We start from the raw sequence: 26,877 nt of genomic DNA on the forward strand, positions 1-26,877 counted from the left end.
GATTACGCCGGCGTCAGCTGAGGTTGGCAAGCGTCACGGCCTTTTCGACATGCGTCTGCGGCCGCTCCGACGCCCGGCCGGCGAGCAGGAACAGACCGCCGACCACCACGACGAGGATGACGACGACGGAGAGAACCAAGCGAGACATACCGTACCTTAAGACGCGTAAAAGGCGGATGCGGAGCTTTTGCCCCGTCCGGACCCGCTGTATAGCGCTCCGTTCCATGTTGCAAAGCGCTCATCCCCCGCCGACCGGCCCCAAGCGACGCGATCCGGCTCGGCCGATCGTGCTGGTCGGGCTGATGGGCGTCGGCAAGTCGACGGTCGGGCGGCGGCTGGCGAGCCGGATGCGGCTGCCCTTCGTGGATGCCGACACCGCGATCGAACAGGCCGCCGGCATGACGATCGCTGAAATCTTCGAACGCTTCGGCGAGGCTTATTTCCGCGACGGCGAACGCCGCGTCATCCAGCGATTGATGGACGGCACGCCCAAGGTGATCGCCACCGGCGGCGGCGCCTTCATCAACGACGAGACACGGGCGCTGATCCTCGCCGACGCGACCGCCATCTGGCTGCGCGCGCATCCCGACGTGCTCGCCGAGCGCGTCGGCCGGCGCGATACGCGCCCGCTGCTGCGCGGCAAGGACCCGCGGCAGGTGCTCGCCGAACTCGCCACCATCCGCAACCCGATCTACGCCGAGGCGCATATCCATATCACCAGCAACACCGCTCCGCACGAGGCCACGGTCAACGCGATCCTGAAGGCGATCGGCCACGGGCGGCACGCGGCATGACCGTGATCACCGTCGCGCTCGGCGACCGCAGCTATCCCATCGTCATCGAAGCCGGCGTCCTCGACCGCGCCGCCGACCACCTCGCCCCGCTCGCGCGCGGGCGGACGCTGGCGATCGTCACCGACGAGAACGTCCGCGGCCATGCCGAACGCCTGCAGGCGGTGCTCGCCGCCGCGGACGTGCGCAGCGAGACGATCGTACTGCCGCCGGGCGAGCAGACCAAGAGCTGGACGCAGCTTGCCGCGCTCTGCGACCGGCTGCTCGATCTCGGCATCGAGCGCGGCGATCATGTCATCGCGCTCGGCGGCGGGGTGATCGGCGATCTCGTCGGCTTCGCCTGCGCGATCCTCAAGCGCGGCTGCCGCTTCGTCCAGATCCCGACCTCGCTGCTCGCGCAGGTCGACAGTTCGGTCGGCGGCAAGACCGCGATCAACACCCGCGCCGGCAAGAATCTGATCGGCGCCTTCCACCAGCCGTCGCTGGTGCTGATCGACCCGGCGCTGCTCGATACGCTCCCGGCGCGCGAGGTACGCGCCGGCTATGCCGAGGTGGTCAAATATGGATTGATCGACGATCCCGCCTTCTTCGACTGGTGCGAGGCGCATGGCGCGGCGCTGATCGCCGGCGATCCCGCCGCGCGCGATCAGGCGATCGCCCATGCCGTCGCCGCCAAGGCGCGGATCGTCGCCGCCGACGAGCACGAGACCAACGGCACGCGCGCGCTGCTCAACCTCGGCCATACCTTCGGCCATGCGCTCGAGGCGGAAGCGGGCTTCTCGCAGGCGCTGCTGCATGGCGAGGCGGTCGCCGCCGGCTGCGCGCTCGCCTTCGCCTTCTCCGCCGAACAGGGCATCGCCCCGGCCGCCGATGCGGCGCGGGTCGCCGCCCACCTGCGCGCGATCGGCCTGCCGGACGGGCTCGCCGCCGCGGGGATCGGCGCGAACGGTGCGACGCTGGTCGACCATATGCGTCACGACAAGAAGATGGCGGCGGGCACCCTGCCCTTCCTGCTCGCCCGCGGCATCGGCCGGACCTATCTCGACCGCACGGTCGATCTCGATACCGTCGCGGCCTTTCTCGACCGGCAGCCGCGCTGATGCCCAACGGCGTCGCCAAGCGCGATCTGCCGAGCAAGATCTGCCCGGCCTGCGAACGCCCGTTCACCTGGCGCAAGAAATGGGCGCGCGACTGGGATGCCGTCGTCTATTGCTCGGACGCCTGCCGCAAGAAGCGTTAGCGCCCCGCCAGCCGCTCGTAGAAGCCGCCGAACCGCCCGTCCGGGTCGATCAGATGCACTTCGATGATCCAGTGCCGGGTGCGGCCGTGCGCGTCGGGATCGCTCAGCGGCAGCGGGTTGGCCGGGCTGATATGATGCGCCTGCCGCGCACCCGGCAGCCGGGCGTGCGGGAATTCGGCGACGATATGCCCCGCGATCTGCCCGCCGAAGCGATAGCCGGCCGCCGCCGCGCTGAGGCAGGCATAATCGTAGAGGTCGGCGCCGGTGATGTCCGGCTGCGCCGACAGCCGCGCGTCGATCAGCGCGAACTGGCGCGGCAGTTCGGCGACGAGCGCCTGCCGCGCCGGGTCGCTGCCGATCGCGAAACTCTGCCCGACATCCGCCTCCCAGGTGCCGAACACCGGGCCGAGATCGACGAAGACGATGTCCTCCTCGGCCACCGTCACCACCGGCGGGTTGTCGGCGAAGATCGCCAGCGTGTTGGGCCCGGCGCGGACGATGCGCTTGTGCCAGTCCTGCGCGACGCCGAATGCGTCCTGCGCGACATGCTTGATCGCCTGTTCGATGTCGCGCTCGCTGCGTCCCGGCCGGATCAGCCCGTCGGCGATGATCCGCTCGATCAGTTCGAGCGCGCGATCTTCCGCCGCGATCAGCGCGGCACGGCGATCCTGTTCGGCGATATCCGGCGTCATGCCGCCACCTCCTGCTTGCTGTCCGGGGTCGTGACGATCACCCCGATCGATGCGGCGACGACCATCGCGATCGCGCCCCATTGCGTCAGGCTCAGCGTCTCGCCGAGCAGCGCCACGCCGGCGAGTGCGCCGACCACCGGTTCGAGGCTGAGCAGCACGCCGAGGCTATGCGGCGGGATGCGCTGCAACGCGATCATCTCGAGCGAATAGGGGATGGCGCTCGACAGCAGCGCCGCGATCACCCCCATGCCGAGCCACGACGGCGTGAGCAGCGCCGCGCCGGCATGCGCGATACCGATCGGCACGACGAGCAGCGCGGCGGCGACCATGCCGAGCGCTACCGCCTGCCCCGCCGGCAGATGCCCGGTGCGTCGCCCGGCGAGGATATAGCAGGCCCAGCCCGTCGCCGCGCCGAACGCGAAGCCGATGCCGACCGGATCGAGCGACTGCGCGCCACCATGGACCGGGAGCAGCAGCCACAGACCCGCCACGGCCAGTCCCGCCAGCGCGACGTGCACCGCGCGCCGCGCATGCGCGAGCGCCACCGCCAGCGGCCCGAGAAATTCGATCGCGATCGCCGGCCCGAGCGGCAGCGTGCGCAGCGCCATGTAGAAACTGAGGTTCATCGCCCCGAGCGCCAGACCGTAGCAGAGCAGCCGCCCGGCATCGTGCCGGGTCAGCGCGAATCGCCACGGCCGCATCGCGACGAGCAGCAGCAATGCCGAGAAACCGACGCGATAGGCGGTGGTCCCCTCCGCCCCGACCAGCGGGAACAAGCGTTTGGCGAACGAGGTGCCGCCGCAGAAGGCGACGATCGCGGCGACCAGCGCGGCATAGGGGAGCAGGTTGGACGCAGGGCGGGACATAGGATCACTGTAGCGGATCGGCGGCGCCCCGCGGAACCGTTACGCCGGAACGGAGCGAATTTGGTCGAGGCCGCGGACGTGCGGGAGACCGGCGCGGCTGCTCAAGGGTGAGGACAACCGCCGCGATGACGGATGCAGCTGCGCCGCCAGCCTGCCATCCCTCATCCGCGTATCACCCGCGCAGCGACCACCCCAGCCACAGCCAGCCGCCGATCAGCAGCGCGCCGCCGATCGGCGTCACCGCGCCGAGCCAGTGCGGCGCGCCCTTCGCCATCAGATAGAGCGTACCGGCGAAGATCCCCGCGCCGACGACGAACAGCCACGCCGCCCCGCGCGCCTCGAAGCGGAGCGCGACCAGCGCCGCGACCGCATGGATCATCTGATATTGCGCCCCGGTCTTGAGCCATTCGGCCGCGACGCCGGTCGCGCCATGCGCGCCCATCGCCCCCGCCGCCACCGCGATCGCGCCCGACAGCGCCGCCAGTATCGCCACGATCATCGTGGATCATTCCCCCAGGGCTGCTGCTCGGCGACGAGCGAGCGCGCCGCGCGAATGTCGTTCGCCGCGATCTGGATGCGCAGCCGTTCCTTGTCGCGGGCGCGATAGCTTTCTTCGGCGCGATCGATCTCGGCACCGGCGATGCCGAGATCGCGCATCGCCACCCGCGCCATCTTCACCGCCGATTCGAGCACCTCGCGCACCACAAAGACCCCCGAGGCGCGCTTGAGCTTGACCAGCGCCCGCCGGTCGAAGACGCGGACGTAGATCGCGGCATCGGGGAAGGCTTCGTGGATGCCTTCCAGCGTCTCGGGGTCGATCTGGTCGCCGTCGACGCAGAACAGGATCAGCTCCGCCTCCGCCGCCCCCGCCTGACGCAGCAAGTCGAGCCGGGTGCCGTCGCCGTAATAGACCTTCGCGCCGAACTCACCGGCGATGTCGATCATCTCGATATCGCGGTCGATCAGCGTCACCGGGATCTTCTGCGCGAGCAGCATCTGGCCGACCGTCTGGCCGAAGCGACCGTAACCGACGATGATCGCATTGGCGCCCTCCGCCTTCGGCCCGTCGCGCGCCTGGTCCTTGACCACCGGCTCCTCGCGGAAGCGCCGGGTCGCGCCCATCAGGAACGGCGTCGTCGCCATCGACACGGTGATGATCGCGCCGAACAGGCTCGCCGCTTCCGGCGCGACGAGCAGGCCGTTCTGCGCCTGCGCGAACAGCACGAAACCGAATTCGCCACCCTGGCTGAGCAGCACGCCGAGCGCGAGCGCGCTGCGCCACGTCATGCGGAAGGCCAGGCCGATGCCGGTGATCACCAAAGTCTTGGTGGCGATCAGCGCCAGCGCCATCCCCGCGACGAACAGCGGCCGCTCGGCGATCGCGTGCAGATCGAGCATCATGCCGACGACGAGGAAGAACAGCCCGAGCAGGATCGAACGGAACGGCTCGACATCCGCCTCCAGCTCGTGGCGATACGGACTGTCGGCGAGCATCACCCCGGCGATGAACGCGCCGAGCGCGGTCGACAGGCCGAGCGCCTCCATCACCGCCGCGCTCGCGATCACCGTGAACAGCGCGGCGAAGACGAACATCTCGCGCTCGTTGAGATTGCCGATCAGCCGGAACAGCGGCCGCAGCACGAACCGCCCGGCGAGCACCAGCCCGGCGACCGCCACCACCGTGTAGAGCGCGAGCAGCCAGCCCGGCGGTCCGTTGGCGTCGGCGGGGTTGCGGCTCATCGCCGCGACGATCGTGATCAGCGGGACGATCGACAGATCCTGGAACAGCAGGATCGAAAAGGCGCGCTCGCCGAACGGGGTGCGCAGCCGACCCGAGGATTGCAGCAGCGGCAGCACCTGCGCGGTCGACGACAGCGCCAGCGGCAGGCCGAGCGCCAGCGCCGCGGTCGGCGAGAAATGCGCGAAGGCATAGACGATGCCGGAGATCGCCAGCCCGCACACCACCACCTGGATCAGCCCGAGCCCGAAAATCTCCTGCTTCATCCGCCACAGCCGCGTCGGGTTGAGCTCCAACCCGACGATGAACAGCAGCAGCGTGATGCCGAGCTCGGCGATCCCCAGTTTCGATTCGGCATCGCCGACCAGACCGAGGATGTGCGGCCCGACCACCGCGCCGGCGACGAGGAAGCCGAGCGTCGCGCCGAGCCCGAGCTTGCGGAACAGCAGGACGAAGGCGAGTCCGAACCCGAGCAGGATGACGCCGTCGCGCAGCAGCGACGCGCCTTGCGCCGCCTCATGCATCGGCATGCGCCTCGCGTGCGGCGAAGGCGGCATCCGCGGCCGCCTCGAACGCCAGCCGGATCGAGGCGTGGCGTGCGGTGAAGGACAGGGCCGGGGTGAACACCGCCAGCCCCGGCCAATCGGGCATCGCGCCCTCGCCGGCGAGCCAGCCGGTCAGCCCGTCGCGGGCGGCGGCCAGCTCCTCGGGCGTCTTGCCGAGGATCGCCTGCGCGAGCAGCGACGACGACGCTTGGCCGAGCGCGCAGGCGCGCACCAGCAGCCCGACCTCGCCCACCCGCCCCGCCGCGTCGAGGCCGATGTCGACCGTCACCCGGCTGCCGCAGATCGGCGATCGTTTCTCCGCGGTCGCCTGCGCATGGTCGAGCCGCGCATGATGCGGGATCGACGCGGCGAGCCGCAGGATGTCGGCATTGTACAGGCTGGCGGTCATGGCTGGCTCGATGGTTCGGCGGCGGGGCGCGCGCCAAAGACGGGAAGGCCGCGCCGGCGCCGGTCGACGAAATCGGCGATCCCCGCGCTGGTCGCGTTGAGCAGATTATAGCAGCGCGAATGGGTCATCCACTCGGGCCGGCGCGCCGGGCCGCCGTTGGCGGTATCGACCAGCAGCGCCGCGACGAGAAAGCCGAGGCTGGCGATGATCAGCCCCTTGAGCGCGCCGAAGCCGAAGCCGAGCGCGCGATCGACCGGGCCGAGGATCGACTGCCGCGTCCGCTTGCCGATCGCATTGGCGACGAGCTTGCCGCCGAGATAGGTGCCGCCCGCGATGATGACGAACGCCGCCACCGCCGCGCCCGACGGCGTGCCGATCGTGCCGCTCAGCTTGGCGGCGAGCGTGACGTGGAACAGCTTGAGCATCGCGACGATCGCCACCCAGGCGAACAGCGACAGCACCTCGGTGACGAACCCGCGCTTGAGCCCGAGCAGCGCCGCCCCGAGCACGGCGACGAGAACGATGATGTCGAGAGCGGTCAGCGCCATGGCTTGGGAATAGGGATGCCGGGGCGGAGGCGCTAGTCCCCGTCGCGGCACCGGCGGTGATGGACCACCTGGCCCCACCCTCGTCATCCCGGCGAAAGCCGGGATCCATGGATACGGGCGGTCAGGGTTGCGCGTGACTACCGACAGCGCCGTGTCCATGGATCCCGGCTTTCGCCGGGATGACGAATGGGGGGCTGTGGACCTGCCTATGCCCTCGGGAAAATGGCACGTGTGCCCCTCACAGGCTGCCAGCGACTCGCCACCTTCAGGCCGCTTTGTCGGACCGGCCTCCCGGACATCGGACGGACGCCGCCTGACCGAACGCCCAACCCACGCTCACCGCCCGAGCATATGATCCACGAACGCCCCCAGAGTCCGGAAGCCCGTCATCCGCAGCGCGCTGTCCTCCTTCGCCACCGCCGCCGGCACCAGCGCGCGTTCGAAGCCGAGCTTGCCCGCCTCCTTGAGCCGCAGCGCGCCATGCGCGACCGGGCGGATCTCGCCCGACAATGCGACCTCGCCGAAGGCGACCGCGTCGATCGGCACCGGCCGTTCGGACAGCGCCGAGATCAGCGCCGCCGCCACCGCCATGTCCGCCGCCGGGTCCTGCACGCGATAGCCGCCGGCGATGTTGAGATAGACTTCGGCGTTGGAGAAACTGAGCCCGCAGCGCGCCTCCAGCACCGCGAGGATCATCGCCAGCCGGCCGCTGTCCCAGCCGACCACCGCGCGCCGCGGCGTCGCGCCGCTCGCCAGCCGCACCACCAGCGCCTGGATCTCGACCAGCACCGGCCGCGTCCCTTCCAGCGCCGGGAACACCGTCGTGCCGGTCACCCCCTCGTCGCGCTGCGTCAGGAACAGCGCGGAGGGGTTGGAGACCTCGGCCAGTCCCTCGCTCTGCATCGCGAAGACGCCGATCTCGTCGGTGCCGCCGAAGCGGTTCTTGATCGCGCGCAGGATGCGATATTGATGGCTGCGCTCGCCTTCGAAGGCGAGCACGGTGTCGACCATATGTTCGAGCACGCGCGGCCCGGCGATCGAGCCGTCCTTGGTGACGTGGCCGACCAGCACCAGCGCGGTGCCACGCTCCTTGGCGAAGCGGATCAGCTCCTGGCTCGACGCACGCACCTGGCTGACCGTGCCCGGCGCGCCCTCGATCAGGTCGGAATGCATCGTCTGGATCGAATCGATCACCAGCAGGTCCGGCGCCTGGCCGATCGACAGCGTCGTTAGGATGTCGCGCGTCGAGGTCGCCGCGGCGAGCTGCACCGGCGCCTGGCCGATGCCGAGCCGCCGTGCGCGCAGCCGCACCTGATCGGTCGCCTCCTCGCCCGAGACATAGGCGACGCTGCGTCCGGCGAGCGCGAGCTTGGCCGCCGCCTGCAACAGCAGGGTCGACTTGCCGATGCCGGGATCACCGCCGATCAGCGTCGCCGAGCCTTCGACGAAGCCGCCGCCGAGCGCGCGGTCGAGCTCGGCGATGCCGGTCGCCATCCGCTCGGGCAGGACGATATCGGCGTCGAGCCCGACGAGCTGGAACGAGCGGCCGCCGGTGCGCAGGTCGTGCTTGGCCTGGAACGGCGTGACGACCGCCGCCGCCTCCTCGACCAAAGTATTCCATTCGGCACAATCGGCGCACTGCCCCGCCCAGCGATGCGACACCGATCCGCACGCCTGACACACATATCGTTTCTGCGGTTTCGCCATGCGCGCGGATATAGCGTGACGAGAACGGGAAGGGAACAGATATCCTTGCCGGCACGCTGCGGCGGCACGGCATGCACCGGGACGGAGCGGCGCTTAAACGGGCGGTGCCGTTGCGGCGCACCGCAGCGCGCCTGCTCGCGGCTGGCGACGATCATCGCACTACCGCCAAGACCGGCCATGCCGCCGATCCGCTGCCGGTGCCGAAGATCATTGCGGCCGCCGACATAGTCACGCCGCAATCGGGCCGCTATGGCCGGTGTCGGTATGCAACCCTCTGATCTTCGTATCGCGCTGTTCAGCGGCAATTATAACTACACCCGCGATGGCGCGAACCAGGCGCTCAACCTGCTCGTCGGCCATCTGCTCGATCGCGGCGCGGCGGTGCGAATCTATTCCCCGACGATCGATCCGCCCGCCTTTCCGCCGGTCGGCGATCTCGTCTCGGTGCCGGCGATCCCGATGCCGGGCGGCCGCGCCGAATATCTGCTCGGCCGCTATCTGCCGAAGACGACGCGCGAGGATGTCGAGGCCTTCGCCCCCAACATCGTCCACGTCTCGGCGCCCGATCTGCTCAACCATGGCGCGGTAAGCTGGGCGCGGCGCAACGGCGTGCCCGCGGTCGCCTCGTTCCACACGCGGTTCGAGACCTATTTCCGCTATTACCGGATCGGCTTCGTCGAGCCATGGATCAAGGCGCTGATGACGCGCTTCTACAATCGCGTCGACGTGGTGATGCCGCCGAGCCCGAGCATGGGGACGCTGCTGCGCGAATGGGGCGTGACGACGCCGATCACCATCTGGTCGCGCGGCATCGATCACGACACCTTCGTGCCCGAGCGGCGCAGCCTCGCCTGGCGGCGCGAGCGCGGCATCGGCGACGACGAGATGGCGGTCGGCTTCCTCGGCCGGCTGGTCAAGGAAAAGGGCCTCGACGTCTTCGCCGAGGTGGTGAAGGCGCTCACCCGCCGCGGCGTGCCGCACAAGGTGCTGGTGATCGGCAAGGGACCGGCGCAGGACTGGTTCGCCGAACAGGCGCCGGGCGCGATCTTCGCCGGCTTCCAGTCGGGCGACGACCTCGGCCGTGCGGTCGCGTCGATGGACGTGTTCTTCAACCCGTCGATCACCGAGACGTTCGGCAACGTCACCACCGAGGCGATGGCGGCGGGCGTCCCCGTCGTCGCGGCGCGCGCAACCGGCGCGGTCGATCTGGTCGAGGACGGCGTCACCGGCTTCCTCGTCGATCCGACCGACATCGCCGGCTATGCCGATGCGATCGCGCGCATCGTCGGCGATCCCGCCCTGAAGGCGAGCATGAGCGCGGCCGGCATCGCCCGCGCCGCGCATTATCGCTGGGACAGCGCCAACCAGACCGTGCTCGACACCTATCTGGCGCTCGCCCGCCGCTGACCGGCGCGCGCCCTACCCCTCGCGCCAGTCGAAGGTCAGCGGCGCCTCGCGGAACGCGAAGCGGTCGAGATGGCTGGCGACGACGCCGCGCATCCGCTCGACATCCTCGCCCGCCGGCACGGTGAGCAGCAGGTCGAGCGTCTCGCTGTCGGCGCGCATCGCCAGAACCGATCCGTTGGGGAAGGTGATCGTCCCCTCCTCGGCGGTGAAGCTTACCGTCATCTTGTGGCTCCAATGCTTGGCGAGCTGCTGGAGATAGCGGCTGGCCGATGCCGTCGGCACGCGGGCGACCGAGGCGCTCACTTGATGCGCTCGATCTTGCGGACGACCTCGTCGATCAGCGCGGCGACCTCATGCGCGGCCTCCTCCGACAGATCGTCGGCCTCCAGCCGGTTGCGCAGGACGTTGCGCAGATTGTGCAGCGCGCGGCGGACGGGCGCGCGATCGCTGCGCGCGCGATGCGCGCCGACCTCGGTGAGGCGGGCGATCAACATCGCCACCTGCTCGGCATGTTCGGCGAGATGCGCCTCACCCGCCGCGGTGACGACGAACCGCTTGCGCGCATTGTCGGACGGCTGTTCGGCGATCAGCTCCATCTCGGCGAGCATCGTCAGCGCCGGATAGACCATCCCCGGCGATGGCGCATAGACGCCGCCGGTCAGTTCCTCGATCGCCTTGATCAGCTCATAGCCGTGGCGCGGTTCGTCGGCGATCAGCCGCAGCAGCACCAGCCGCAGCTCGCCGCCATCGAACATCCGCCGCCGGCCGCCGCCGCGCTGCGCCTCGTCCCACCGTTCGGCGAAGTCCGCAGCGAAACGGTCCCAGCGGTGATGCCCGCCGCGGGGGCCGCAGCCGCGCTGACGGCCGCCATGGCCGTGGCCAAATCCAAATCCAAATCCGTGCATGATCGATTCCCTGTCTGTCATGATGCAGCGAAGATATATCTTACTGGTCATGCTGCAAGACCCCTCAAGATATATTTTGGAAAGCGGCTGACTCGTGTCGGGGGGGGTGACGCCGGCCCCCTGCCGGCCTATCTCGGGCCGATGGCAGATCTGCTCACCGGCCTCGATCCGGAGCCTCCCGTCGCGCCCGCCCCCGCCGGCGACGCCCCGCTCGCCGACCGGCTGCGTCCCCGCGCGCTCGGTGAGGTGGTCGGCCAGGAGCATCTCACCGGACCCGACGGCGCGATCGGCCGGATGGTCGCCGCCGGCCGGCTGTCGTCGATGATCCTGTGGGGGCCGCCGGGCACCGGCAAGACGACGATCGCGCGGTTGCTCGCCGCCGCGGTCGATCTGCGCTTCGTCGCCATCTCGGCGGTGTTCTCGGGCGTCGCCGAGCTCAAGAAGGCTTTCGCCGAGGCGCGCGACCACGCCCGCATCGGCAAGCGCACCCTGTTGTTCGTCGACGAGATCCACCGTTTCAACCGCGCGCAGCAGGACGGCTTCCTCCCCTTCGTCGAGGACGGCACCGTCATCCTCGTCGGCGCGACCACCGAGAATCCGTCGTTCGAACTCAACGCCGCGGTTCTGAGCCGCGCGCAGGTGCTGATCCTCCACCGGCTCGGCGCGGAGGCGCTCGGCCAGTTGCTCGACCGGGCCGAGGCGGCGGAGGGGCGCGCGCTGCCGCTGACCCCCGCGGCGCGCGCGGCGATGATCGCGCAGGCGGACGGCGACGGCCGCTTCCTGCTCAACCAGGCCGAGACGCTGTTCGCGGTGCAGATCGACGCGCCGCTCGACCCCGCCGGCCTGTCCGCCTTCCTCCAGCGCCGCGTCGCGGTCTACGACAAGGATCGCGAGGGGCATTATAACCTGATCAGCGCGCTGCATAAGAGCATCCGCGGATCGGACCCGCAGGCGGCGCTCTATTACCTCGCGCGGATGCTGACCGCGGGCGAGGAGCCGCTCTACCTGCTGCGCCGCCTCACCCGCGCTGCGGTTGAGGATATCGGCCTCGCCGACCCGCAGGCGCTGGTCCAGTGTATCGCCGCCAAGGACACCTACGACTTCCTCGGTTCGCCCGAGGGCGAACTAGCGATCGCGCAGGCGTGCCTCTATCTCGCCACCGCGCCCAAATCGAACGCCGCCTATATGGCGCAGAAGAAGGCGTGGCGCAGCGCGCGCGAGACGGGCTCGCTGATGCCGCCCGCCAATATCCTCAACGCCCCGACCAAGTTGATGAAGCAGATCGGCTATGGCGCGGACTACGCCTATGATCACGACACCGCCGACGCCTTTTCCGGCGCCAATTACTGGCCCGACGAGCTGCCGCCGCAGACCTTCTACGAACCGAGCGGCCGCGGCTTCGAGGCGCGCTTGCAGGAACGGCTGGCGCATTGGGACAGACTGCGCCGCGAACGCAGCGTCGGGGTGGACTAGCGCCGGCGCTTCGGCCATGAGGGCGCCCGCGCCGGTTTAGCTCAGCTGGTAGAGCAGCGGTTTTGTAAACCGAAGGTCGCGGGTTCGATTCCTGCAACCGGCACCACCTTCCTGCTTTGGTCGGCGTGGGATCGCCTCTCCCGCGCGACAAAGCCGCATTGCCGCTTGCCATTCCGGTCCCCGCCCGCCTAAGGGCTGACCCGCGTCGGGGAGTGGCGCAGTCCGGTAGCGCGCCTGCTTTGGGAGCAGGATGTCGCAGGTTCGAATCCTGTCTCCCCGACCATCGCCCCCGGATCGCTAAGGACCCGCGCGCAGCGCTTTACGAATCCGTCCCCGGCACCGCCTCGGCGGCGCAGACGCGGGCCGCCCGCCGCTACGGCCCTAGAAGAACATCTTCCACCCGACCAGCGCGAGCGTCACCGCGAGGATCGGACGCAGCACGTCGTCCGAGATGCGGGTCGAGATCAGGCTGCCGAAGATGATCCCGGGCACCGATCCGATCAGCAGCGACGCGAGCAGCCCGACGTCGACCGATCCCATGAGCCAATGTCCGGAACCGGCGATCAGCGTCAACGGCACCGCATGCGCGATGTCCGACCCGACCAGCCGGTTGGTCGGCAGCTGCGGATAGAGGACCAGCAACACGGTCATGCCGAGCGCCCCCGCCCCGACCGAGGTGAGCGAGACCATCACGCCAAGCAGGACGCCGAGCAGGATCGTCGAGCGCGCGACGCTGCGCCCGGACATCGTGCCGAGCCGCGCGTGACAATAAGCGACGATCTGTCGCCGGAAGAGAATGGCGATCGCGGTGGCGAGCAAGGCGGCGCCGAGCGTCGCGGTGATGATATGCGCGGCGCCGCCCAGTTGCGCGCCGGACCATGACATCACGCCCAGCGTCGCCAGCGTCGCCGGGATACTGCCCGTGGCCAGCCGCCCGACCACCCGCCAGTCGACCGTGCCGCCGACGCCGTGGACGACGGTCCCCACCGACTTGGTGGCAGACGCATACAGCAGATCGGTGCCCACGGCGGTCGCCGGGTGGAAACCGAAGGCGAGCACGAGCAACGGCGTCATCAGCGATCCGCCGCCGACCCCGGTCAATCCGACGAGTGTCCCGACGCCGACGCCCGCGAGCGTATAGAGCGGGTTTATGTCAGCCAGCACTATCGAGCCTCGCACATGCTTCGTTGACGCCTAGCCTGCCCCCCGCCCCCGATCAAATCGAGGTAGAAATTCTGCGTCGGGCCAAATCTGCGGCGAGCGGGCGCACGCCGATGGCCGGGCATTGCGGCGTCGGCGCCCGCGGAATGGGCATCAGAACGCCTTGCCGGATTGTCGTTCGACCGGGCCTTGAGGATCGCTGCGCTATCGCGATCGGCGGATCGCCGGAAAATCCCGCCTTGTCGGGCATGATGCCTCGCCGCCAAAGAGGGGACCGCGCGCGACCCGCGCCGGAATCACACCGGCGCTGTGCGTCGCGACGAATGACGAAGAGGATGCCCGCCGATGAACGTTCTGACCGAACATGCCGGACTCGACGGCCACGACCAACTGGCAGCGCTGATGGCGGCCAATCGTCAGCCGCCGATCGGCGAGACGCTGGATTTCACCATGGTCGAACTGGAGCGCGGCCGCGTCGTGTTCGCCGGCTCGCCTTCGCGCAAGGTCTATAATCCGATCGGATCGGTCCATGGCGGCTATGCCGCGACGCTGCTCGACAGCGCCTGCGGATGCGCGGTGCATTCGGCTCTGGCGGCGGGCCTGGGATATACGACGCTGGAGCTGAAGATCGCCTACCACCGGCCGCTGAGCGAGGCGAGCGGACCGGTCCGCGCCGAGGGCAAGATCATGTCGATCGGCCGCCGCGTCGGCTTTTCGGAAGCGACATTGGTCGACGCGCGGGGGCGCCTCTGCGCCTCGGCGACATCGACGCTGCTGATCTTCCCCCTCGACCCGCTGGCAGGCTGACGCGGCCACAGGCGCCCCCAGCTTGGCGAGCCGAGCGCGGGAGCCGCAGTTCCCCGCCTTCGCACCATGCCCCCGGCAATACATATTTCAATTTGGCTTTTCTGCCGGACTGTGCTTCCTCTCGATGCGGACGGCAGACGATAACGTCGCCGCAAGGGGAGAGGTCAGGATGGCGAAGCGTTCGGCGGCAGCTGGATCGATAGGGCTGTTGGCAGCGACGATGCTGGCGAGCGCCGCGACGGCGCAGACCTACGGCCCGTTCAACGCCGACCTGCCCTCGGGTGGGGAAGCGATCCGCCAGACGATCGGCGAGGCCTCGACGCCGATCGAGGCTGGCCGCTGGACGCTGTCGGCATGGATCGAGCCACAGGCGCTGCCCTCGACCCTGGTGCCGGTCGCCGGCTTCGGCGATGCGGCGCAGGGACCGCGCCGCTTCCTTGCCCTGAATGCCGATCACCCCGCCTTGATCACCGAAGGCGGGACGATCACCGCCACGACGAGGCTGTTGCCCGGGCGCTGGTATCACCTCGCCGCAATTGCCGAAGCGGGCCGCGTCCGCCTCTTCGTCGACGGCAGGATGATCGCCAGCGGACGGATCGCCGTGGCGCCGGTGCCGCCGGTCGCCACGCTCGCGCCGCGCGGCAGTGGAGCGCCGTTCGCCGGTCGTATCGCCGGCTTCCAGCTTGAGGCCGACGCCCTGTCTCCGGCGCTGCTCCGCAGCCGCGCCGCGACGCGCCCCGATCCGGCGCTGATCGCCTTCACCGAAGGCAGCCCGCATTGGCCCGTCCAGGTGCGCCAGATGGCGGGCCAGCTTGCCCCGCAGGATGCCTGGACCCGCCCCCGCTCGAACGCGCCGATCCCCGCCGCCGTCGCCAAGCCGCTGCCGGTGGTGCGCGGTCCCGTCCGTCGCGCCGACGGCAGCTGGGCGATCGACGGCTGGCGCCTTGCCGCCGCGCCGACCGTTACCGGCGACGCCGCCGCGATCAGCCGCACCGGGTTCGACGCCAGCCGCTGGTATGCCGCGACCGTGCCGGGCACGGTGCTGACCACGCTGGTCGATCGCGGCGTCTATCCCGACCCCGCCTACGGCCTCAACAACACGGTCATTCCGGAAACGCTCGCCCGGCAGGACTATTGGTACCGCACCGAATTCGACGCGCCGGCCGACGTCGCCGGCAAGCGCCAGATCCTCACCTTCGACGGCGTCAATTATGCCGCCGACATATGGGTCAACGGCCGCCGCGTCGGCGCGATGAAGGGCGCCTTCATCCGCGGCCGGTTCGCGGTGACCCTGGCGCCGGGCCGCAACGCGATCGCCGTCCGCGTCTCGCCGCCGCCCCATCCCGGCATCGCGCACGAGGAATCGATGACCGCCGGCGTGGGAGAGAATGGCGGCATGCAGATGCTCGACGGGCCGACCTTCGTCGCCACCGAAGGCTGGGACTGGATCCCGTCGATCCGCGACCGCAATACCGGCCTGTGGCAGGGTGTCTCGCTCGCCGCGACCGGGGCGGCGGCGATCGGCGATCCCCACGTCGTCACCAGCCTGCCGCGCGCCGACAATTCGGTCGCCGCGGTCGAGATCACGACGCCGCTCACCAACACCGGCGACCGGCGGGTGACCGCGACGGTCCGCGCCGCCTTCGATGACGTGGCCGTCGAAAAGCAGGTGTCGCTGATGCCGGGGGAGCACGCCGACGTGGTGATGACGCCGGCCGACTTTCCGGCGCTCTCGGTGCACCATCCGCGGCTGTGGTGGCCGAACGGCTATGGCGATCCCGCGCTCCACGACCTGACCGTCACCGCCAGCGTCGATGGCGCGCCGAGCGACGTCAAACGCCTGCGGTTCGGCATGCGGCAGGTCACCTACGATCTGTCGCTGATGGATCAGGCGGGCCGTCTGGAGCGCGTCGGCGTCGATCTGACCAAGGCCCGCAGCCTCCACCAGCGCATCGTCGACGGCAGCCACGAGGGTATCCGGAAGGTACGCGACGGCTGGGCGGCGAGCCTCGTCGCCGGTGCCGAACGAAGCCCGGCGGTGACGCCGGTCACCGATGCGCCGGGCCTGTCGCCCTATCTCGTCATCCGCGTCAACGGCGTGAAGATCGCCGCGCGCGGTGGCAATATCGGCATGGACGACTTTATGAAGCGGAGCGATCGCGCCCGCCTCGAGCCGATGTTCCGTCTTCACCAGGATGCGCATCTCAACATCATCCGCAACTGGGTCGGCCAGGACACCAGCGAGACCTTCTTCGATCTCGCCGACGAATATGGCCTGATGGTGCTAAGCGACTTCTGGGAGTCGACGCAGGACTATAATATCGAGGCACAGGACGTCGGGCTGTTCATGACCAATGCGACCGACGTGGTGAAACGCTATCGCAACCACCCGTCGATCGTCGTCTGGTTCGGGCGCAACGAAGGCGTGCCGCAGCCGGCGCTCAACACCGCGCTCGAGGATCTGATCGCCAAGGAAGACGGCACGCGGCTCTACATGGGCTCGTCGAACCGGGTGAATCTGCAGAATTCCGGGCCGTACAACTGGCGCCCGCCGGTGGAATATTTCACCGAGCACGCCCGCGGCTTCTCGGTCGAGAGCGGCACGCCGTCGCTGCCGACGCTGGAGGCGTGGCAGCGCGCGATCCCGAAGGCGGACCAATGGCCGATCGGCGACACCTGGGCCTATCACGACTGGCACCAGACCGGGAACGGCGGGGTCAAGACCTATATGGATGCACTCGCCGCCCGCTTCGGCGCCGGCACCAGCCTGCCCGACTTCGAGCGCAAGGCGCAGATGATGCAGTACGAATCCTATCGTGCCATCTTCGAGGGGATGAACGCCGGGCTGTGGACGGTGAATTCGGGGCGGATGCTGTGGATGACGCAGCCGGCCTGGCCATCGTCGGCGTGGCAGATCTTCTCGTCCGACTATGACACCCATGCCAGCTTCTACGGCGTCAAGAAGGCGGCGGAGCCGGTGCATGTCCAGATGAACCTGCCCGACGGCAAGGTCGTCCTCGTCAACAACCGCCTGACCGACATCGCCGGCGCGACCGTTACCGCCAAGGTCGTCGACCTCGCCGGCCGGACGCTGCTCGACCGCAGCACGACGATCACCGCCGCGCACGAGGCGGCCAGCGATGCCCTGGCGCTCGATCTGCCCGCGCTCACCGCGAACGGGCTCGTCCTCGTCGCGCTGTCGGCGCGCGATGCGGGGGGCAAGGACCTCTCCCGCAACCTCTACTGGCAGGGTGCCGACGATGCCGCCTATCGCGGCCTGACCAAACTGGCGCCGGTCACGCTGACGACGACGCTCGCCAGCGCCGCCGTCGGCGACGAAACCGAAGTCCGCGTCACCCTCGCCAACCCGGCGCGCACCCCGGCGATCGAAACCAAGCTGACGATGATGAACGGCGACGGCAGCCAGATCCTGCCCGCCTATTTCAGCGACAATTACGTGTCGCTGCTGCCGGGCGAGACGCGCACGGTGACGGTCCGCTATCCGACCGCGAAGGCGCGCGCCGCCCGCGTCGCATTGCGCGGCTGGAACGTCGCCGCGGCGGCGGAGCCGGTCCGTTGAGGGCGCTGTGGCTCGCCGCCACGCTGATCGCCGCGCCGGCGGCCGCGCAGACCGTCGCCTCGCCCGACGGGCGGCTGGTCGTCACGCTCGGCACCAACGCGGACGATCAGCCGACCTATGCGCTGGCGGTCGCCGGCCGCCCGGTCATCACCCCGTCGCCGCTCGGCCTCGAATTCGAGCAATATGCCAAGCTCGCCAACGGCCTGCGCACGACCGGCGTCGCCGCGTCGCAAGGCGAGGACCGCTATACGCTCCGCGCCGGCAAGGTCGCCGCGGTGGCGGAGCGCTACAACCAGATCATCGTCCATCTCGCGGAGCCGGGCGGCACGCACCGCCGGCTCGACCTGATCCTGCGTGCCTATGACGGCGGCATCGCGCTGCGTTACGGCGTGCCGCAACAGCCCGGTCTGACGACGCTGCGCATCGCCAACGAGCTGACGCAATTCGCCTTCGCCGGCGACTATGCATGCACCGGGCTCAACCTCGGCAGCTTCGGAACGAGCCACGAGGGGGAATATGATCCGGTTCGCGCCGCGGCGATTCGCCCCCATAATCTGTATGAGCTGCCGCTCGTCTGCGACACCGGCAACGCCGGCCCGTCGATCGCCATCGCCGAAGCGGCGGTGGAGCATTGGCCGGTGATGTACCTCACCGGCACCGAGACCGGCGCGCTCGGAGTGGCGGCGAAGCTCACCCGCCGGCCCGACGATCCGGCGATCGCGGTCAGGCTGGACGTCGGCGCCGGGATCGTTTCGCCATGGCGCGTCGTGATGGTCGCCGACACCGCCGGCAAGCTGATCGAACATACGCTGCTCACCAGCCTCAATCCGCCGCCACAGGGCGATTTCGCCTGGGTCAGGCCGGGCAAGACCGCCTGGGACTGGTGGTCGGGGCCGCTGCTCGCCGGCGTCACGCCGGCCGGGTCCAACGCCGCGACCGAGCGCGCGTTCATCGATTTCGCCGCGTCGCTCAAGCTGCCCTATATGATGATCGACGATGGCTGGTACGCCAACAGCGGCACCGGGCCGCTCGTCCTGCCCGGTGCCGATCCGACCAGGCCGATCCCGGCGATCGATCTGCCGGGGCTGGTCCGCTATGCGCGAGCGCGCGACGTCGGCCTGATCCTCTGGATCAACTGGCAGCTGCTCGATCGGGACATGGAGGGGGTGCTCGCCGCGGTCGAGAAGTTCGGCGCGAAGGGCATCAAGGTCGATTTCATGAACCGCGACGATCAGGCGATGGTCGACTTCTACCATCGCCTCGCCGCGGCGACCGCACGGCACCATCTGCTGCTCGACCTGCACGGCGCGACGCATCCCTGGGGGATGACGCGGACGTGGCCGAACTTCATCACGCAGGAAGGGGTGCTCGGCGCGGAATATAACAAATGGACCAAGCGGATCACCGCGCGCCACAATATCACGCTCGCCTATACGCGGATGCTCGCCGGGCCGCTCGACTATACCCCCGGCGGCTATCGCAACGCCACGCCGGCAAGCTTCCGCATCGCCGTCAACGGCCCGCAGACCCAGACGACGCGCGCGGCGGAGCTGGCCAAATATGTCGTGTTCGAAAGCCCGCTCCAGTCGGTCGCCGACACGCCCGATGCCTATCGCGGCCAGCCCGGCCTCGACTTCCTGGCCGAGGTGCCGGCGAGCTGGGACGAGACGCGCTTCGTCCAGGGCACGCTGGGCGAATTGATCGTGCTCGCGCGGCGCAAGGGGGACCGTTGGTATCTCGGCGCGATGACCGACGCCGGGCAGACGATCGCCGTGCCGCTGACGTTCCTCGGCAAGGGGCGGTACCGCGTCCGCACCTGGCAGGACGGCGCGACGGCGGCCGATCTCGCCACGGGCGGCGGGACCGTCGACGCCACGAGCACCCTTCCCCTCGCCCTCCATGCCTCGGGCGGCGGCGTCGCCATCCTCACCCCGGTCCGCTGACCTTTCGGGAGATTGAACCATGCCCCCCGTGTTCGCCGCCCTGCTGCTCTCCGCCGCCGCCGTGCCGCAGGCGACGCCGTCCGCGCCACCGAAGCCGCAGGCGGAGCGGGAGGCCGAGGACCGGTTGCACACCGACTTCGCCTGGCTCGGCCGCTATCGGGCGGCGAATGCGCAGGTGACCGGCCCGGTCCGCGTCGTCTTCCTCGGCGATTCGATCACCCAGGGCTGGTTCGACAAGGTGCCCGCCTTCTTCGCCAACGGGCGACAGGGCCGCGGCATCGGTGGGCAGACCACACCGCAGATGCTGCTCCGCTTCCGCCAGGACGTCATCGACCTCCATCCGCAGGTCGTGCAGATCATGGCCGGCACGAACGACATCGCCGGCAACACCGGCCCGATGACCGCCGAGCAGACCGAGGCGAATCTGATGTCGATGACCGAACTCGCCCAGGCGCACGGCATCCGCGTCATCCTCGCCTCGATCCCGCCGGCGGATCATTTCCCGTGGCGTCCCGGTCTCGACACCGCCAGCCGGATCGCCGCGCTCAATCGCTGGATGCAGGCCTATGCCGCGAGGACCGGCGCGACCTATGCCGATTACTGGACCGCGTTGCACGACGGCCAGGCGCTCAAGGCGGCGTGGACCTATGACGGGGTCCATCCCAATGCGGCGGGCTATGCCGTCATGGCACCGGTCGCCGAGGCGGCGATCCGCACCGCGATGGCGAAACCCGCGCCGCGCGCGACGGCGCGCTGATGATCGCGCTGCTGCTCGCGCTGGCGGCAGGTCCGGTGGTGCGGACCGACGACGGGCCGGTCCGCGGCGAGGCTGCGGGGCGCGGGGCGGTGTTTCGCGGCATTCCCTATGCCGCACCGCCCGTCGCGGGCCTGCGCTGGCGCGCACCGCAGCGGCCGCGCCGCTGGACGCAGGTCCGTGCGGCGGTGGCGACGCATGCCGCCTGTCCGCAGATCGTCTACGGCGACTGGAACCGCGCCGCCGCCGCGGCGAGCGACGAGGATTGCCTGTTCGTCGACGTCCGCACACCGGCGCTCGCCGGCAAGCGGCCGGTGCTGGTCTGGATCCATGGCGGCAGCAATCGCGCCGGCGCGGGCGGCGGTACGGTCAAATCACGCATCACCGACCGGGGGATCGTGCTGGTCAGCGTGCAGTACAGGCTCGGCGCGCTCGGCTTCCTCTCGCATCCCGCGCTCAGCCGCGAACAGGGCGGCCACAGCGGCAATTACGGGCTGATGGACCAGCAGGCGGCGCTGCGCTGGGTGGCGCGCAATATCGCGCGCTTCGGCGGCGACCCTGCGCGCGTGACGATCGCCGGCGAATCCGCCGGGGCGATGGACGTCGGGCTGCACCTGCTCAGCCCGGGTTCGCGCGGCCTGTTCCGGCAGGCCATCGAAGAGAGCGGCACCGCGGGCTTCGGCACCGCGCCGCGCAGCCTTGCCGGCAACGAGGCGCTCGGCGTCCGCATCGCGCGCCGCGCCGGCCTGCCCGCGACGACCAGCGCCGCGCAGTTGCGCGCCCTGCCGGTGGCGGCGGTGCTGTCGGCGGATGCCGGCGTCGATGTGCCCGAGCTCGACGACGACAGTTTCGTCTGGTTGCAGGCGATCGTCGACGGCCGCGTGCTGCGCGACACGCCGGCACGGCTGCTGGCGCAAGGCCGGGTCAACCCCGCACCGCTGCTGATCGGCACGAACGCCAAGGAGTTGACGCTGCACGGCGGCCTGCCCGCCGCCGCGGCGACGGTGCGCCGTGAATACGGCGGCAATGCCGAGCGCGCCTTGCGCCGCTACGGCCTGCAACCCGGCGGCACGCCGCTGCGCGATCCCCGGCTGGGCGACATCACCGACCAGCTGGCGACCGACGTCACCTTCCGCTGCCCCGCGCTCGTGGTGGCCGATGCGCTCGCCGGCCGGGGCGGCGCGGTGTGGCATTATCAGTTCGACTATGCCCCGCCGGGCGGCGCCGTCGCCCATGCGAGCGAGTTGCGCTACGTCTTCGACCCGCCGCAACCGGGAGAGCCGCCGCTCCAGGCCTATTGGGCGCAGTTCGTCAAGACGGGGCAGCCGAACGGCGCCGGGCTTCCCGTCTGGCCCGCCTATGTGCCGGCGACGCGCGTCTCGATGGCCTTCCATCAGGACGGGCCGGTCGTCGAAACCGACGTGCGCAAGGACCTGTGCGCGCTGCGCGACATGCCATGACCGTGCGCGATCGGCATCGCATCCGCCGACGTCGCGACGAATTTGGCTTATATTGGTATGATACCTTGCCATTGCTGGAGGTGAAGCGCGATAGTTGGTGCGGGAAGAGGCCAAGCTGATTCGCCGATCGCGTGACCGACGCGGCGACGTCTCTACGAAACGGCACAGACCAGAAGAGGATGGGGATGGCGATCAGCTTCGGCAGCAAATCGAACGGGCGCACCGATGCCATGCTCGCCGACGGGCGCGACGCCCGGCTGTCGCGCAGCCTGTCCGGCACCAACCTCGAACGCGCCGGCGACTATAACCTGCGCGCCGTGTTGCAGGCGGTGCGGCTGAACGGCGACACCACCCGCGCCGCGATCGCGCAGCAGACCGGGCTCACCGCGCCGACCATCGCCAATATCACCACCCGGCTGGTCGACATGGGCCTCGTCCGTCATGCCGGGCGCATGCAGGGCGGGCGCGGGCAGCCGGCGCTGCGCCTGCAAATCGATCCCGATGGCGCCTTCGCGATCGGCCTCAACATCGACCGCGATCATCTGACGCTGGTGACGCTCGATCTCGCCGGACAGGTCCGCAGCCGGACGACGCGCGAGATCGCCTTCGCCATGCCCGAGGATGTCGTCGCCTTCGTCGGCGCGGAGATCGACCGCGCGATCGCGGAAGGCGGGGTCGACCGCGATCGCCTGCTCGGCGTCGGCGTCGCCATTCCCGACGATCTCGGCCGCATCGCCCTGCCCCATCGCCCCGCCGGCTATGACCGGTGGAGCGACGTGGACCTGGCGGAGCTGCTGTCGATCCTGCCGTGGCCGATCCATTGCGACAATGATGCCGCAGCCGCCGCGCTGGGGGAGGCCGAATATGGCACCGCCTTCGACAATCCGAGCTTCTTCTACCTGCTGATCAGCGCCGGTCTCGGCGGCGGGCCGGTGATCGATCGCTCCTATCATCGCGGCGCCAACGCCCGCAGCGGCGAGATCGGCCTGATGCCCGATACGACGGGCCGCCCCGGCGCGACGGTGCAGGATACGGTATCGCTATCGGCCCTGTTCGCCCGGCTCGAAGAAGCGGGGCTCGGGCGGCCGAGCGTCGAAGACCTCGGCGGGGACGATCCGCGAATGGCGCCGGTGATCGACGGCTGGCTGGCCGATGCCACCCGGGCACTCACCGCGCCGCTCGTCGCGATCAATTGCCTGCTCGATCCCGATGCGATCCTGATCGGCGGGCGGCTGCCGATGCCGCTGATTGAGCGGCTCGCGACGGGCCTGACCGCGGCGCTCGACGCGGTGCCGCAGCCGTCGCGCGCCAAGGTCATGCCCGCGGTGATGGCCCGCGACGCGCCGGCGATCGGCGCGGCGATTTTGCCGTTCCTCGACCATATCCTGCCGTCCGACGCGATCCTGATCCAGAGCGGCCGCTGATCGCGTCGGCCGGATATCGGGCAAAAAGGGTGGAGGGCCGGACGACCCTCCACCCAGCTCGGGGAGGAACCGATCAGAAGGTCAGACGCGTCGTGATCGAGAATTGCCGATCGCTCTTGAAATAGGATCGCGGCGCGGTCAGCCCCTGCGGATTGAGCAGGAACACCGTCTTCGTGGTCGTATCCAACAGGTTCTGCGCCTCGATCCCGATCTTGAAGTTCTTGTTGACCGTCAGGAACACCGACCCGTCGAGCTGCCCGGTCGACAGCGAATAGACCGGCAGGAACGGGAAGCAGCAATCCCGGTTGGTCAGCAGGAACTTCGAGCGCCAGCTATAGGCGAAACGGGCATAGATGCCGCCGCGATCGTAGAAGCCGGCGACGTTGAAATTATATTTGGACAGGCCGGCAAGCGGCAGGTTGCTGTAGATCCCCGTCACGTCGAGCGGCGGCCGCGAGCCATCGGCGGATCCGTTGGTCGGCACGCCGTTGGGGATGTTGCTCGGATCGACGAAGGTGAAGGTCGCCTGCGTTCCCAATCCCGACAGGACGCCGGGCAGGAAGTCATAGGTCTGCTGGTAGCTCAGCTCGAAGCCCTTGACCTTGCCATGCCCCGGCGCATTGGCCGGGCCATTGACGGTGACGTCGAACGTCTGGCCGTTGTTGGTGAACGAGCGCTGATAGCCGTAATTGTCGAGGATGATGTTGGTCAGGTCCTTGTAGAAGACCGCCCCGGTCAGCGACCCCACCTTGGCGAAATACCATTCGGCGGTGAGGTCGAATTGCGTCGCCTCGATCGGCCGCAGATAGGGATTGCGCGCCGACGCCTGGAAACCGTAACTGCCCGCGATGTTCGCGCCCGACGGCGTGACACCGATATAGTTGCGCAGGTCGCCGAAATTGGGGCGCGAGATCGCCTTGGATGCGGCGAAGCGGAACAGCAGCTTGTCGTTGACCTGCAGCTTGGCGTTGAAGCTGGGCAACCAGTTGCCGAACTTCTGGCTGGCGACGTCCGGACGCGACCCGCCGTTGGAGAAGGCCTGGATGGCCGATTGCTGCGCCGGTGACAGCGTACAGATCACCGGAATGGTGCCCTGCTGCGTCGGATTGGCGATCGAATAGGCGCAGTAGCTTGCCAGATCCGTATAGCGCGCCGGGTTCTGCGTATCCGGCGTGAAGACGTTGTTCGGCGTCGGGAAAGTCAGCGCGCCGAACGATTCGTCCTTGGTGTGGACGTAGCGCACGCCGATATTGCCCGACAGGCTCATCCCGCCGCCGAAATCGTCGATACCGAAGTCGGCACGGGCGTAGGCGCTCCACGTCGCCTCGGTATTGCGGTAATATTCGTTGGGCAGGAAATAGCCATCGGTGACGCCACTGCGATCCTCCAGCGGCGTGTAATTGCCTCCGCCCGCCTTGGTCACCGTGCGCAGCAGCGCGGTCAGCGCGTCGTGGTCGCGCATGATATTGTCGGGGATGTACCAGGTCGCCGGCGGCTGGACCGCTTGGTTGCGGTAGAAGTCCTTGTAGCCGAACAGCGAGGCCTGGTCGGTCGCTAGGCTGTTGAAGCCGACCGGGCCGCCGCCCGTCCAGGTATCGGAAACCGCGCCCCAATTGTTGTAATCGTTGGTCCGCACGGTCTGGTCGCGCTTCGAATAGCGGCCGCCGACGCGCAGCTTGCGCAGGAAGCTCTCGTCGCTGACGTCATATTGCAGGTCGCCGCGGAAGGCCCATTCGTCGCCGTCATTGTCGGCGCGGTTGTTGAATGCGTCGCGGAAATAGGTCGACGCCTTGTTGCCGAAATAGCCGGCGGTGTCGCGTCCGTCCGGTCGCAGCGTGATCTGCGGCGTCTGGCCGCGCAGGTCGATATCGACGCCGGAGAAGGTCGCCATATCGACGATGTCGTCGACGTTCTTCGACTGCGACTTCACATACTGGCCGTCGAGGTTGACGTGCAGCCGGTCGATCGGCTCGATCTTCGCGTTGAGCGAGAAATCCTGCGTCGTCGCCTTCTGGTAGAAATAGCGGTTGGAGAAGGTGGTGAAGATGCCGTTGGGGGCGAACTGGGTCAGCTCGCCATAGGTGCCGTCCGACCGATTGCCGAACACCGCGCCCGAACGCTTGACGATCGAGCCGCTGGTGAAGATGCCGTTATCGTCATAGGTGTTGGTGGTCCCGGCGCGCGGGAAGGTGGTGGTGACGTCGCCATAATAGACGTTCGGCTCGATCGTCTTCTCCAGCCAGTTCTGTTCACCGGTGGTGCGCAGATATTGCGCGGTGAGCAGGAACGTCTTGGCGGCATTTTCGAACTGCGCGGCGGCGGAGACGCCGATGCGCTTGCGGTCGAAGGTCTGCGTCCGCGATCCGCCGCCGACCGGCGCGTAGACCGGACCGGCACCGCCATTGGGCACCGGATAGGTATCGAACAGGCTCGACGCATAGCCGGTGCCGGCGTTGATCGTCCGCCCCTCGCCCGCATCCTGGACGCCGTTGCCGTTGCGATCGTCATTGTAGCGCGGCAGCATCGAGGCGAGGAACACCGAATCCGATCGGCTGTATTGCTGCGAATAGCTGGCGCTGGCGAGTATTCCGAAGCGGCTGCCGCCGGCGGTATCCCATTGCTGGCTGTACAGGCCGACGACCGAGGGTGCGCCGCGCCGCTCGAGATCGCCCCAGTTCATGCTGCCCGACAGATAGACCAGCCGCTGGTCCTGATCGAAGGGCTTGCGCGTGTTGATGTTGACCGTGCCGGAGATGCCGCCTTCGATCAGGTCGGCGGTCAGGTTCTTGAACACCTCGACCGAGCCGATCAATTCGCTCGGCACGTCGTTGAAGCCGATCTCACGGCCGCCCGACACCGCGAAGGTGTCACGGCCGTTGAACTCGCCGCGCACGTAGCTCAGCCCGCGGATGACGACGCCCGAACCTTCGACCGAGAAATGCTGCGAATCGTTCGGCGCGGCGAAACGGCTGATCGCGACGCCGGGGACGCGCTGCAACGCTTCGTTGACCGACCGGTCGGGCAAGGCGCCGATGTCCTGCGCGGTGATCGCATCGACGACGGTGTCGCTGTTCTTCTTGATGTTCTGCGCGGTGGCGAGGCTCTGGCGGACGCCGGTGACGACGATTTCCTCGCGTTCGGTATCGGGCGGGGTGACCGAGCTGTCCTGCGACGCGCCGGAGGTGCCGGTGGTCGCCGCGGCCTGCCCCTCCGCGGTCGGCGCGGTGCCGGCAGCGACGGCGGGGGTGCCCGATGTCGTCCCCTGCGATCCATCCGTCACCGGCTTCGTCGGCGTTGCGGTATCCTGGGCGATGGCAGGCTGCACCGCTCCGAACAGCGCGAACAATGACACACCGAGGCAAAGCTCATGCAGCGAGCTGCGACCCGCGCGACGCGTAGCACCAACCATCATCATGTCCCCTTTCAG

At 69.1% G+C, this 26,877-nt stretch carries 24 protein-coding genes and 2 tRNA genes; 14 read left to right on the forward strand and 12 right to left on the reverse strand.

All coding sequences use genetic code 11. The annotated features are described in order from the left end of the window. Nucleotides 1–13: 13 nt before the first annotated feature. The gene (locus BW41_RS21935; RefSeq protein WP_268747100.1) at nucleotides 14–148 is read right to left on the reverse strand and encodes a hypothetical protein; all 135 of its coding nucleotides are present in this window, start codon (nucleotides 146–148) and stop codon (nucleotides 14–16) included. Nucleotides 149–224: 76 nt separating this feature from the next. On the opposite strand from BW41_RS21935, the gene BW41_RS02960 reads away from it, so the two are divergent. The 3 genes from BW41_RS02960 to BW41_RS20295 are packed head-to-tail and all read left to right on the forward strand — an operon-like array spanning nucleotide 225 to nucleotide 2,031. After that, the gene (locus BW41_RS02960; protein ID WP_037531275.1) at nucleotides 225–794 is read left to right on the forward strand and encodes a shikimate kinase; all 570 of its coding nucleotides are present in this window, start codon (nucleotides 225–227) and stop codon (nucleotides 792–794) included. Further along, the gene (gene aroB / locus BW41_RS02965) at nucleotides 791–1,891 is read left to right on the forward strand and encodes a 3-dehydroquinate synthase (RefSeq protein ID WP_037531277.1); all 1,101 of its coding nucleotides are present in this window, start codon (nucleotides 791–793) and stop codon (nucleotides 1,889–1,891) included. Before BW41_RS02960 ends, aroB begins: the two co-directional genes overlap by 4 nt. Beyond that, entirely contained in the window at nucleotides 1,891–2,031 is a 141-nt protein-coding gene (locus BW41_RS20295) for a DUF2256 domain-containing protein (RefSeq protein ID WP_081792855.1), read from the forward strand. Before aroB ends, BW41_RS20295 begins: the two co-directional genes overlap by 1 nt. Here the strand turns inward: BW41_RS20295 and BW41_RS02970 are convergent. The 7 genes from BW41_RS02970 to radA all read right to left on the reverse strand — a co-directional run bounded on the left by BW41_RS02970 (nucleotide 2,028) and on the right by radA (nucleotide 8,536). Beyond that, complete coding sequence (locus BW41_RS02970) at nucleotides 2,028–2,723, reverse strand: M24 family metallopeptidase (protein WP_037531278.1); 696 nt, start codon at nucleotides 2,721–2,723, stop codon at nucleotides 2,028–2,030. The two genes, BW41_RS20295 and BW41_RS02970, sit on opposite strands and share 4 nt — an antisense overlap. Beyond that, nucleotides 2,720–3,589, reverse strand: a complete 870-nt coding sequence (locus BW41_RS02975) for an EamA family transporter (protein ID WP_037531280.1) — start codon at nucleotides 3,587–3,589, stop codon at nucleotides 2,720–2,722. The genes BW41_RS02970 and BW41_RS02975 overlap by 4 nt, the downstream gene beginning before the upstream one ends. A 172-nt stretch (nucleotides 3,590–3,761) precedes the next feature. Then, on the reverse strand, nucleotides 3,762–4,088 hold the full coding sequence (locus BW41_RS02980; RefSeq protein WP_037531281.1) for a DUF423 domain-containing protein: 327 nt from the start codon (nucleotides 4,086–4,088) through the stop codon (nucleotides 3,762–3,764). Continuing rightward, a complete protein-coding gene (locus tag BW41_RS02985) occupies nucleotides 4,085–5,851 on the reverse strand; it encodes a cation:proton antiporter domain-containing protein (RefSeq protein WP_037531343.1) in 1,767 nt (588 codons plus the stop codon). The genes BW41_RS02980 and BW41_RS02985 overlap by 4 nt, the downstream gene beginning before the upstream one ends. Continuing rightward, nucleotides 5,844–6,281 carry an iron-sulfur cluster assembly scaffold protein gene (locus tag BW41_RS02990; RefSeq protein ID WP_037531283.1) on the reverse strand — a complete coding sequence of 146 codons (438 nt, stop codon included), beginning with the start codon at nucleotides 6,279–6,281 and terminating at the stop codon, nucleotides 5,844–5,846. Before BW41_RS02990 ends, BW41_RS02985 begins: the two co-directional genes overlap by 8 nt. Beyond that, nucleotides 6,278–6,829, reverse strand: a complete 552-nt coding sequence (locus tag BW41_RS02995; protein WP_037531285.1) for a CvpA family protein — start codon at nucleotides 6,827–6,829, stop codon at nucleotides 6,278–6,280. The genes BW41_RS02990 and BW41_RS02995 overlap by 4 nt, the downstream gene beginning before the upstream one ends. Nucleotides 6,830–7,165: 336 nt before the next feature. Further along, nucleotides 7,166–8,536, reverse strand: coding sequence for a DNA repair protein RadA (gene radA / locus BW41_RS03000; protein WP_037531287.1), 1,371 nt, complete (start codon nucleotides 8,534–8,536; stop codon nucleotides 7,166–7,168). Between the two features lie 71 nt (nucleotides 8,537–8,607). Here radA and BW41_RS20795 point away from each other — a divergent pair, with 71 nt between their 5' ends. Both BW41_RS20795 and BW41_RS03005 read left to right on the forward strand, forming a co-directional pair. Continuing rightward, on the forward strand, nucleotides 8,608–8,814 hold the full coding sequence (locus BW41_RS20795) for a hypothetical protein (protein ID WP_152542074.1): 207 nt from the start codon (nucleotides 8,608–8,610) through the stop codon (nucleotides 8,812–8,814). Beyond that, the gene (locus BW41_RS03005; protein WP_037531290.1) at nucleotides 8,801–9,943 is read left to right on the forward strand and encodes a glycosyltransferase family 4 protein; all 1,143 of its coding nucleotides are present in this window, start codon (nucleotides 8,801–8,803) and stop codon (nucleotides 9,941–9,943) included. The genes BW41_RS20795 and BW41_RS03005 overlap by 14 nt, the downstream gene beginning before the upstream one ends. 12 nt (nucleotides 9,944–9,955) lie before the next feature. Here BW41_RS03005 and BW41_RS03010 read toward each other — a convergent pair whose 3' ends face one another. Then, entirely contained in the window at nucleotides 9,956–10,246 is a 291-nt protein-coding gene (locus BW41_RS03010) for a DUF2218 domain-containing protein (RefSeq protein ID WP_037531293.1), read from the reverse strand. Next, on the reverse strand, nucleotides 10,243–10,848 hold the full coding sequence (locus BW41_RS03015) for a PadR family transcriptional regulator (RefSeq protein ID WP_037531295.1): 606 nt from the start codon (nucleotides 10,846–10,848) through the stop codon (nucleotides 10,243–10,245). The genes BW41_RS03010 and BW41_RS03015 overlap by 4 nt, the downstream gene beginning before the upstream one ends. Nucleotides 10,849–10,989: 141 nt before the next feature. On the opposite strand from BW41_RS03015, the gene BW41_RS03020 reads away from it, so the two are divergent. The 3 genes from BW41_RS03020 (at nucleotide 10,990) to BW41_RS03030 (ending at nucleotide 12,604) form a co-directional block, all read left to right on the forward strand. Next, nucleotides 10,990–12,321, forward strand: coding sequence for a replication-associated recombination protein A (locus BW41_RS03020; RefSeq protein WP_037531296.1), 1,332 nt, complete (start codon nucleotides 10,990–10,992; stop codon nucleotides 12,319–12,321). Nucleotides 12,322–12,351: 30 nt separating this feature from the next. Next, nucleotides 12,352–12,427, forward strand: a tRNA-Thr gene (locus tag BW41_RS03025). 100 nt (nucleotides 12,428–12,527) lie between these two features. Continuing rightward, nucleotides 12,528–12,604: transfer RNA gene (locus BW41_RS03030), tRNA-Pro, on the forward strand. 98 nt (nucleotides 12,605–12,702) lie between these two features. Here BW41_RS03030 and BW41_RS03035 read toward each other — a convergent pair. Further along, entirely contained in the window at nucleotides 12,703–13,482 is a 780-nt protein-coding gene (locus BW41_RS03035; RefSeq protein WP_200870331.1) for a sulfite exporter TauE/SafE family protein, read from the reverse strand. A gap of 345 nt (nucleotides 13,483–13,827) precedes the next feature. Between BW41_RS03035 and BW41_RS03040 the strand changes: the two genes are divergently transcribed. The 6 genes from BW41_RS03040 to BW41_RS03065 all read left to right on the forward strand — a co-directional run bounded on the left by BW41_RS03040 (nucleotide 13,828) and on the right by BW41_RS03065 (nucleotide 23,450). Continuing rightward, the gene (locus BW41_RS03040) at nucleotides 13,828–14,289 is read left to right on the forward strand and encodes a PaaI family thioesterase (RefSeq protein WP_037531297.1); all 462 of its coding nucleotides are present in this window, start codon (nucleotides 13,828–13,830) and stop codon (nucleotides 14,287–14,289) included. Between the two features lie 208 nt (nucleotides 14,290–14,497). After that, nucleotides 14,498–17,869 (forward strand): glycosyl hydrolase 2 galactose-binding domain-containing protein, encoded by a 3,372-nt coding sequence (locus BW41_RS03045; RefSeq protein ID WP_235199473.1) that lies wholly within the window; start codon nucleotides 14,498–14,500, stop codon nucleotides 17,867–17,869. Then, the gene (locus tag BW41_RS03050; RefSeq protein WP_037531301.1) at nucleotides 17,866–19,812 is read left to right on the forward strand and encodes a glycoside hydrolase family 97 protein; all 1,947 of its coding nucleotides are present in this window, start codon (nucleotides 17,866–17,868) and stop codon (nucleotides 19,810–19,812) included. The genes BW41_RS03045 and BW41_RS03050 overlap by 4 nt, the downstream gene beginning before the upstream one ends. Before the next feature lie 19 nt (nucleotides 19,813–19,831). Next, nucleotides 19,832–20,569 (forward strand): GDSL-type esterase/lipase family protein, encoded by a 738-nt coding sequence (locus BW41_RS03055; protein WP_037531303.1) that lies wholly within the window; start codon nucleotides 19,832–19,834, stop codon nucleotides 20,567–20,569. Beyond that, a complete protein-coding gene (locus tag BW41_RS03060) occupies nucleotides 20,569–22,026 on the forward strand; it encodes a carboxylesterase/lipase family protein (RefSeq protein ID WP_235199474.1) in 1,458 nt (485 codons plus the stop codon). Before BW41_RS03055 ends, BW41_RS03060 begins: the two co-directional genes overlap by 1 nt. Nucleotides 22,027–22,211: 185 nt before the next feature. Further along, nucleotides 22,212–23,450, forward strand: a complete 1,239-nt coding sequence (locus BW41_RS03065) for an ROK family transcriptional regulator (protein WP_037531307.1) — start codon at nucleotides 22,212–22,214, stop codon at nucleotides 23,448–23,450. Between the two features lie 73 nt (nucleotides 23,451–23,523). Here the strand turns inward: BW41_RS03065 and BW41_RS03070 are convergent, their stop codons facing one another. Then, nucleotides 23,524–26,862 carry a TonB-dependent receptor gene (locus tag BW41_RS03070; protein WP_161773109.1) on the reverse strand — a complete coding sequence of 1,113 codons (3,339 nt, stop codon included), beginning with the start codon at nucleotides 26,860–26,862 and terminating at the stop codon, nucleotides 23,524–23,526. Nucleotides 26,863–26,877 lie beyond the last annotated feature (15 nt).

This window comes from Sphingomonas sp. RIT328 (assembly GCF_000632225.1).
GTDB lineage: Bacteria > Pseudomonadota > Alphaproteobacteria > Sphingomonadales > Sphingomonadaceae > Sphingomonas > Sphingomonas kyungheensis.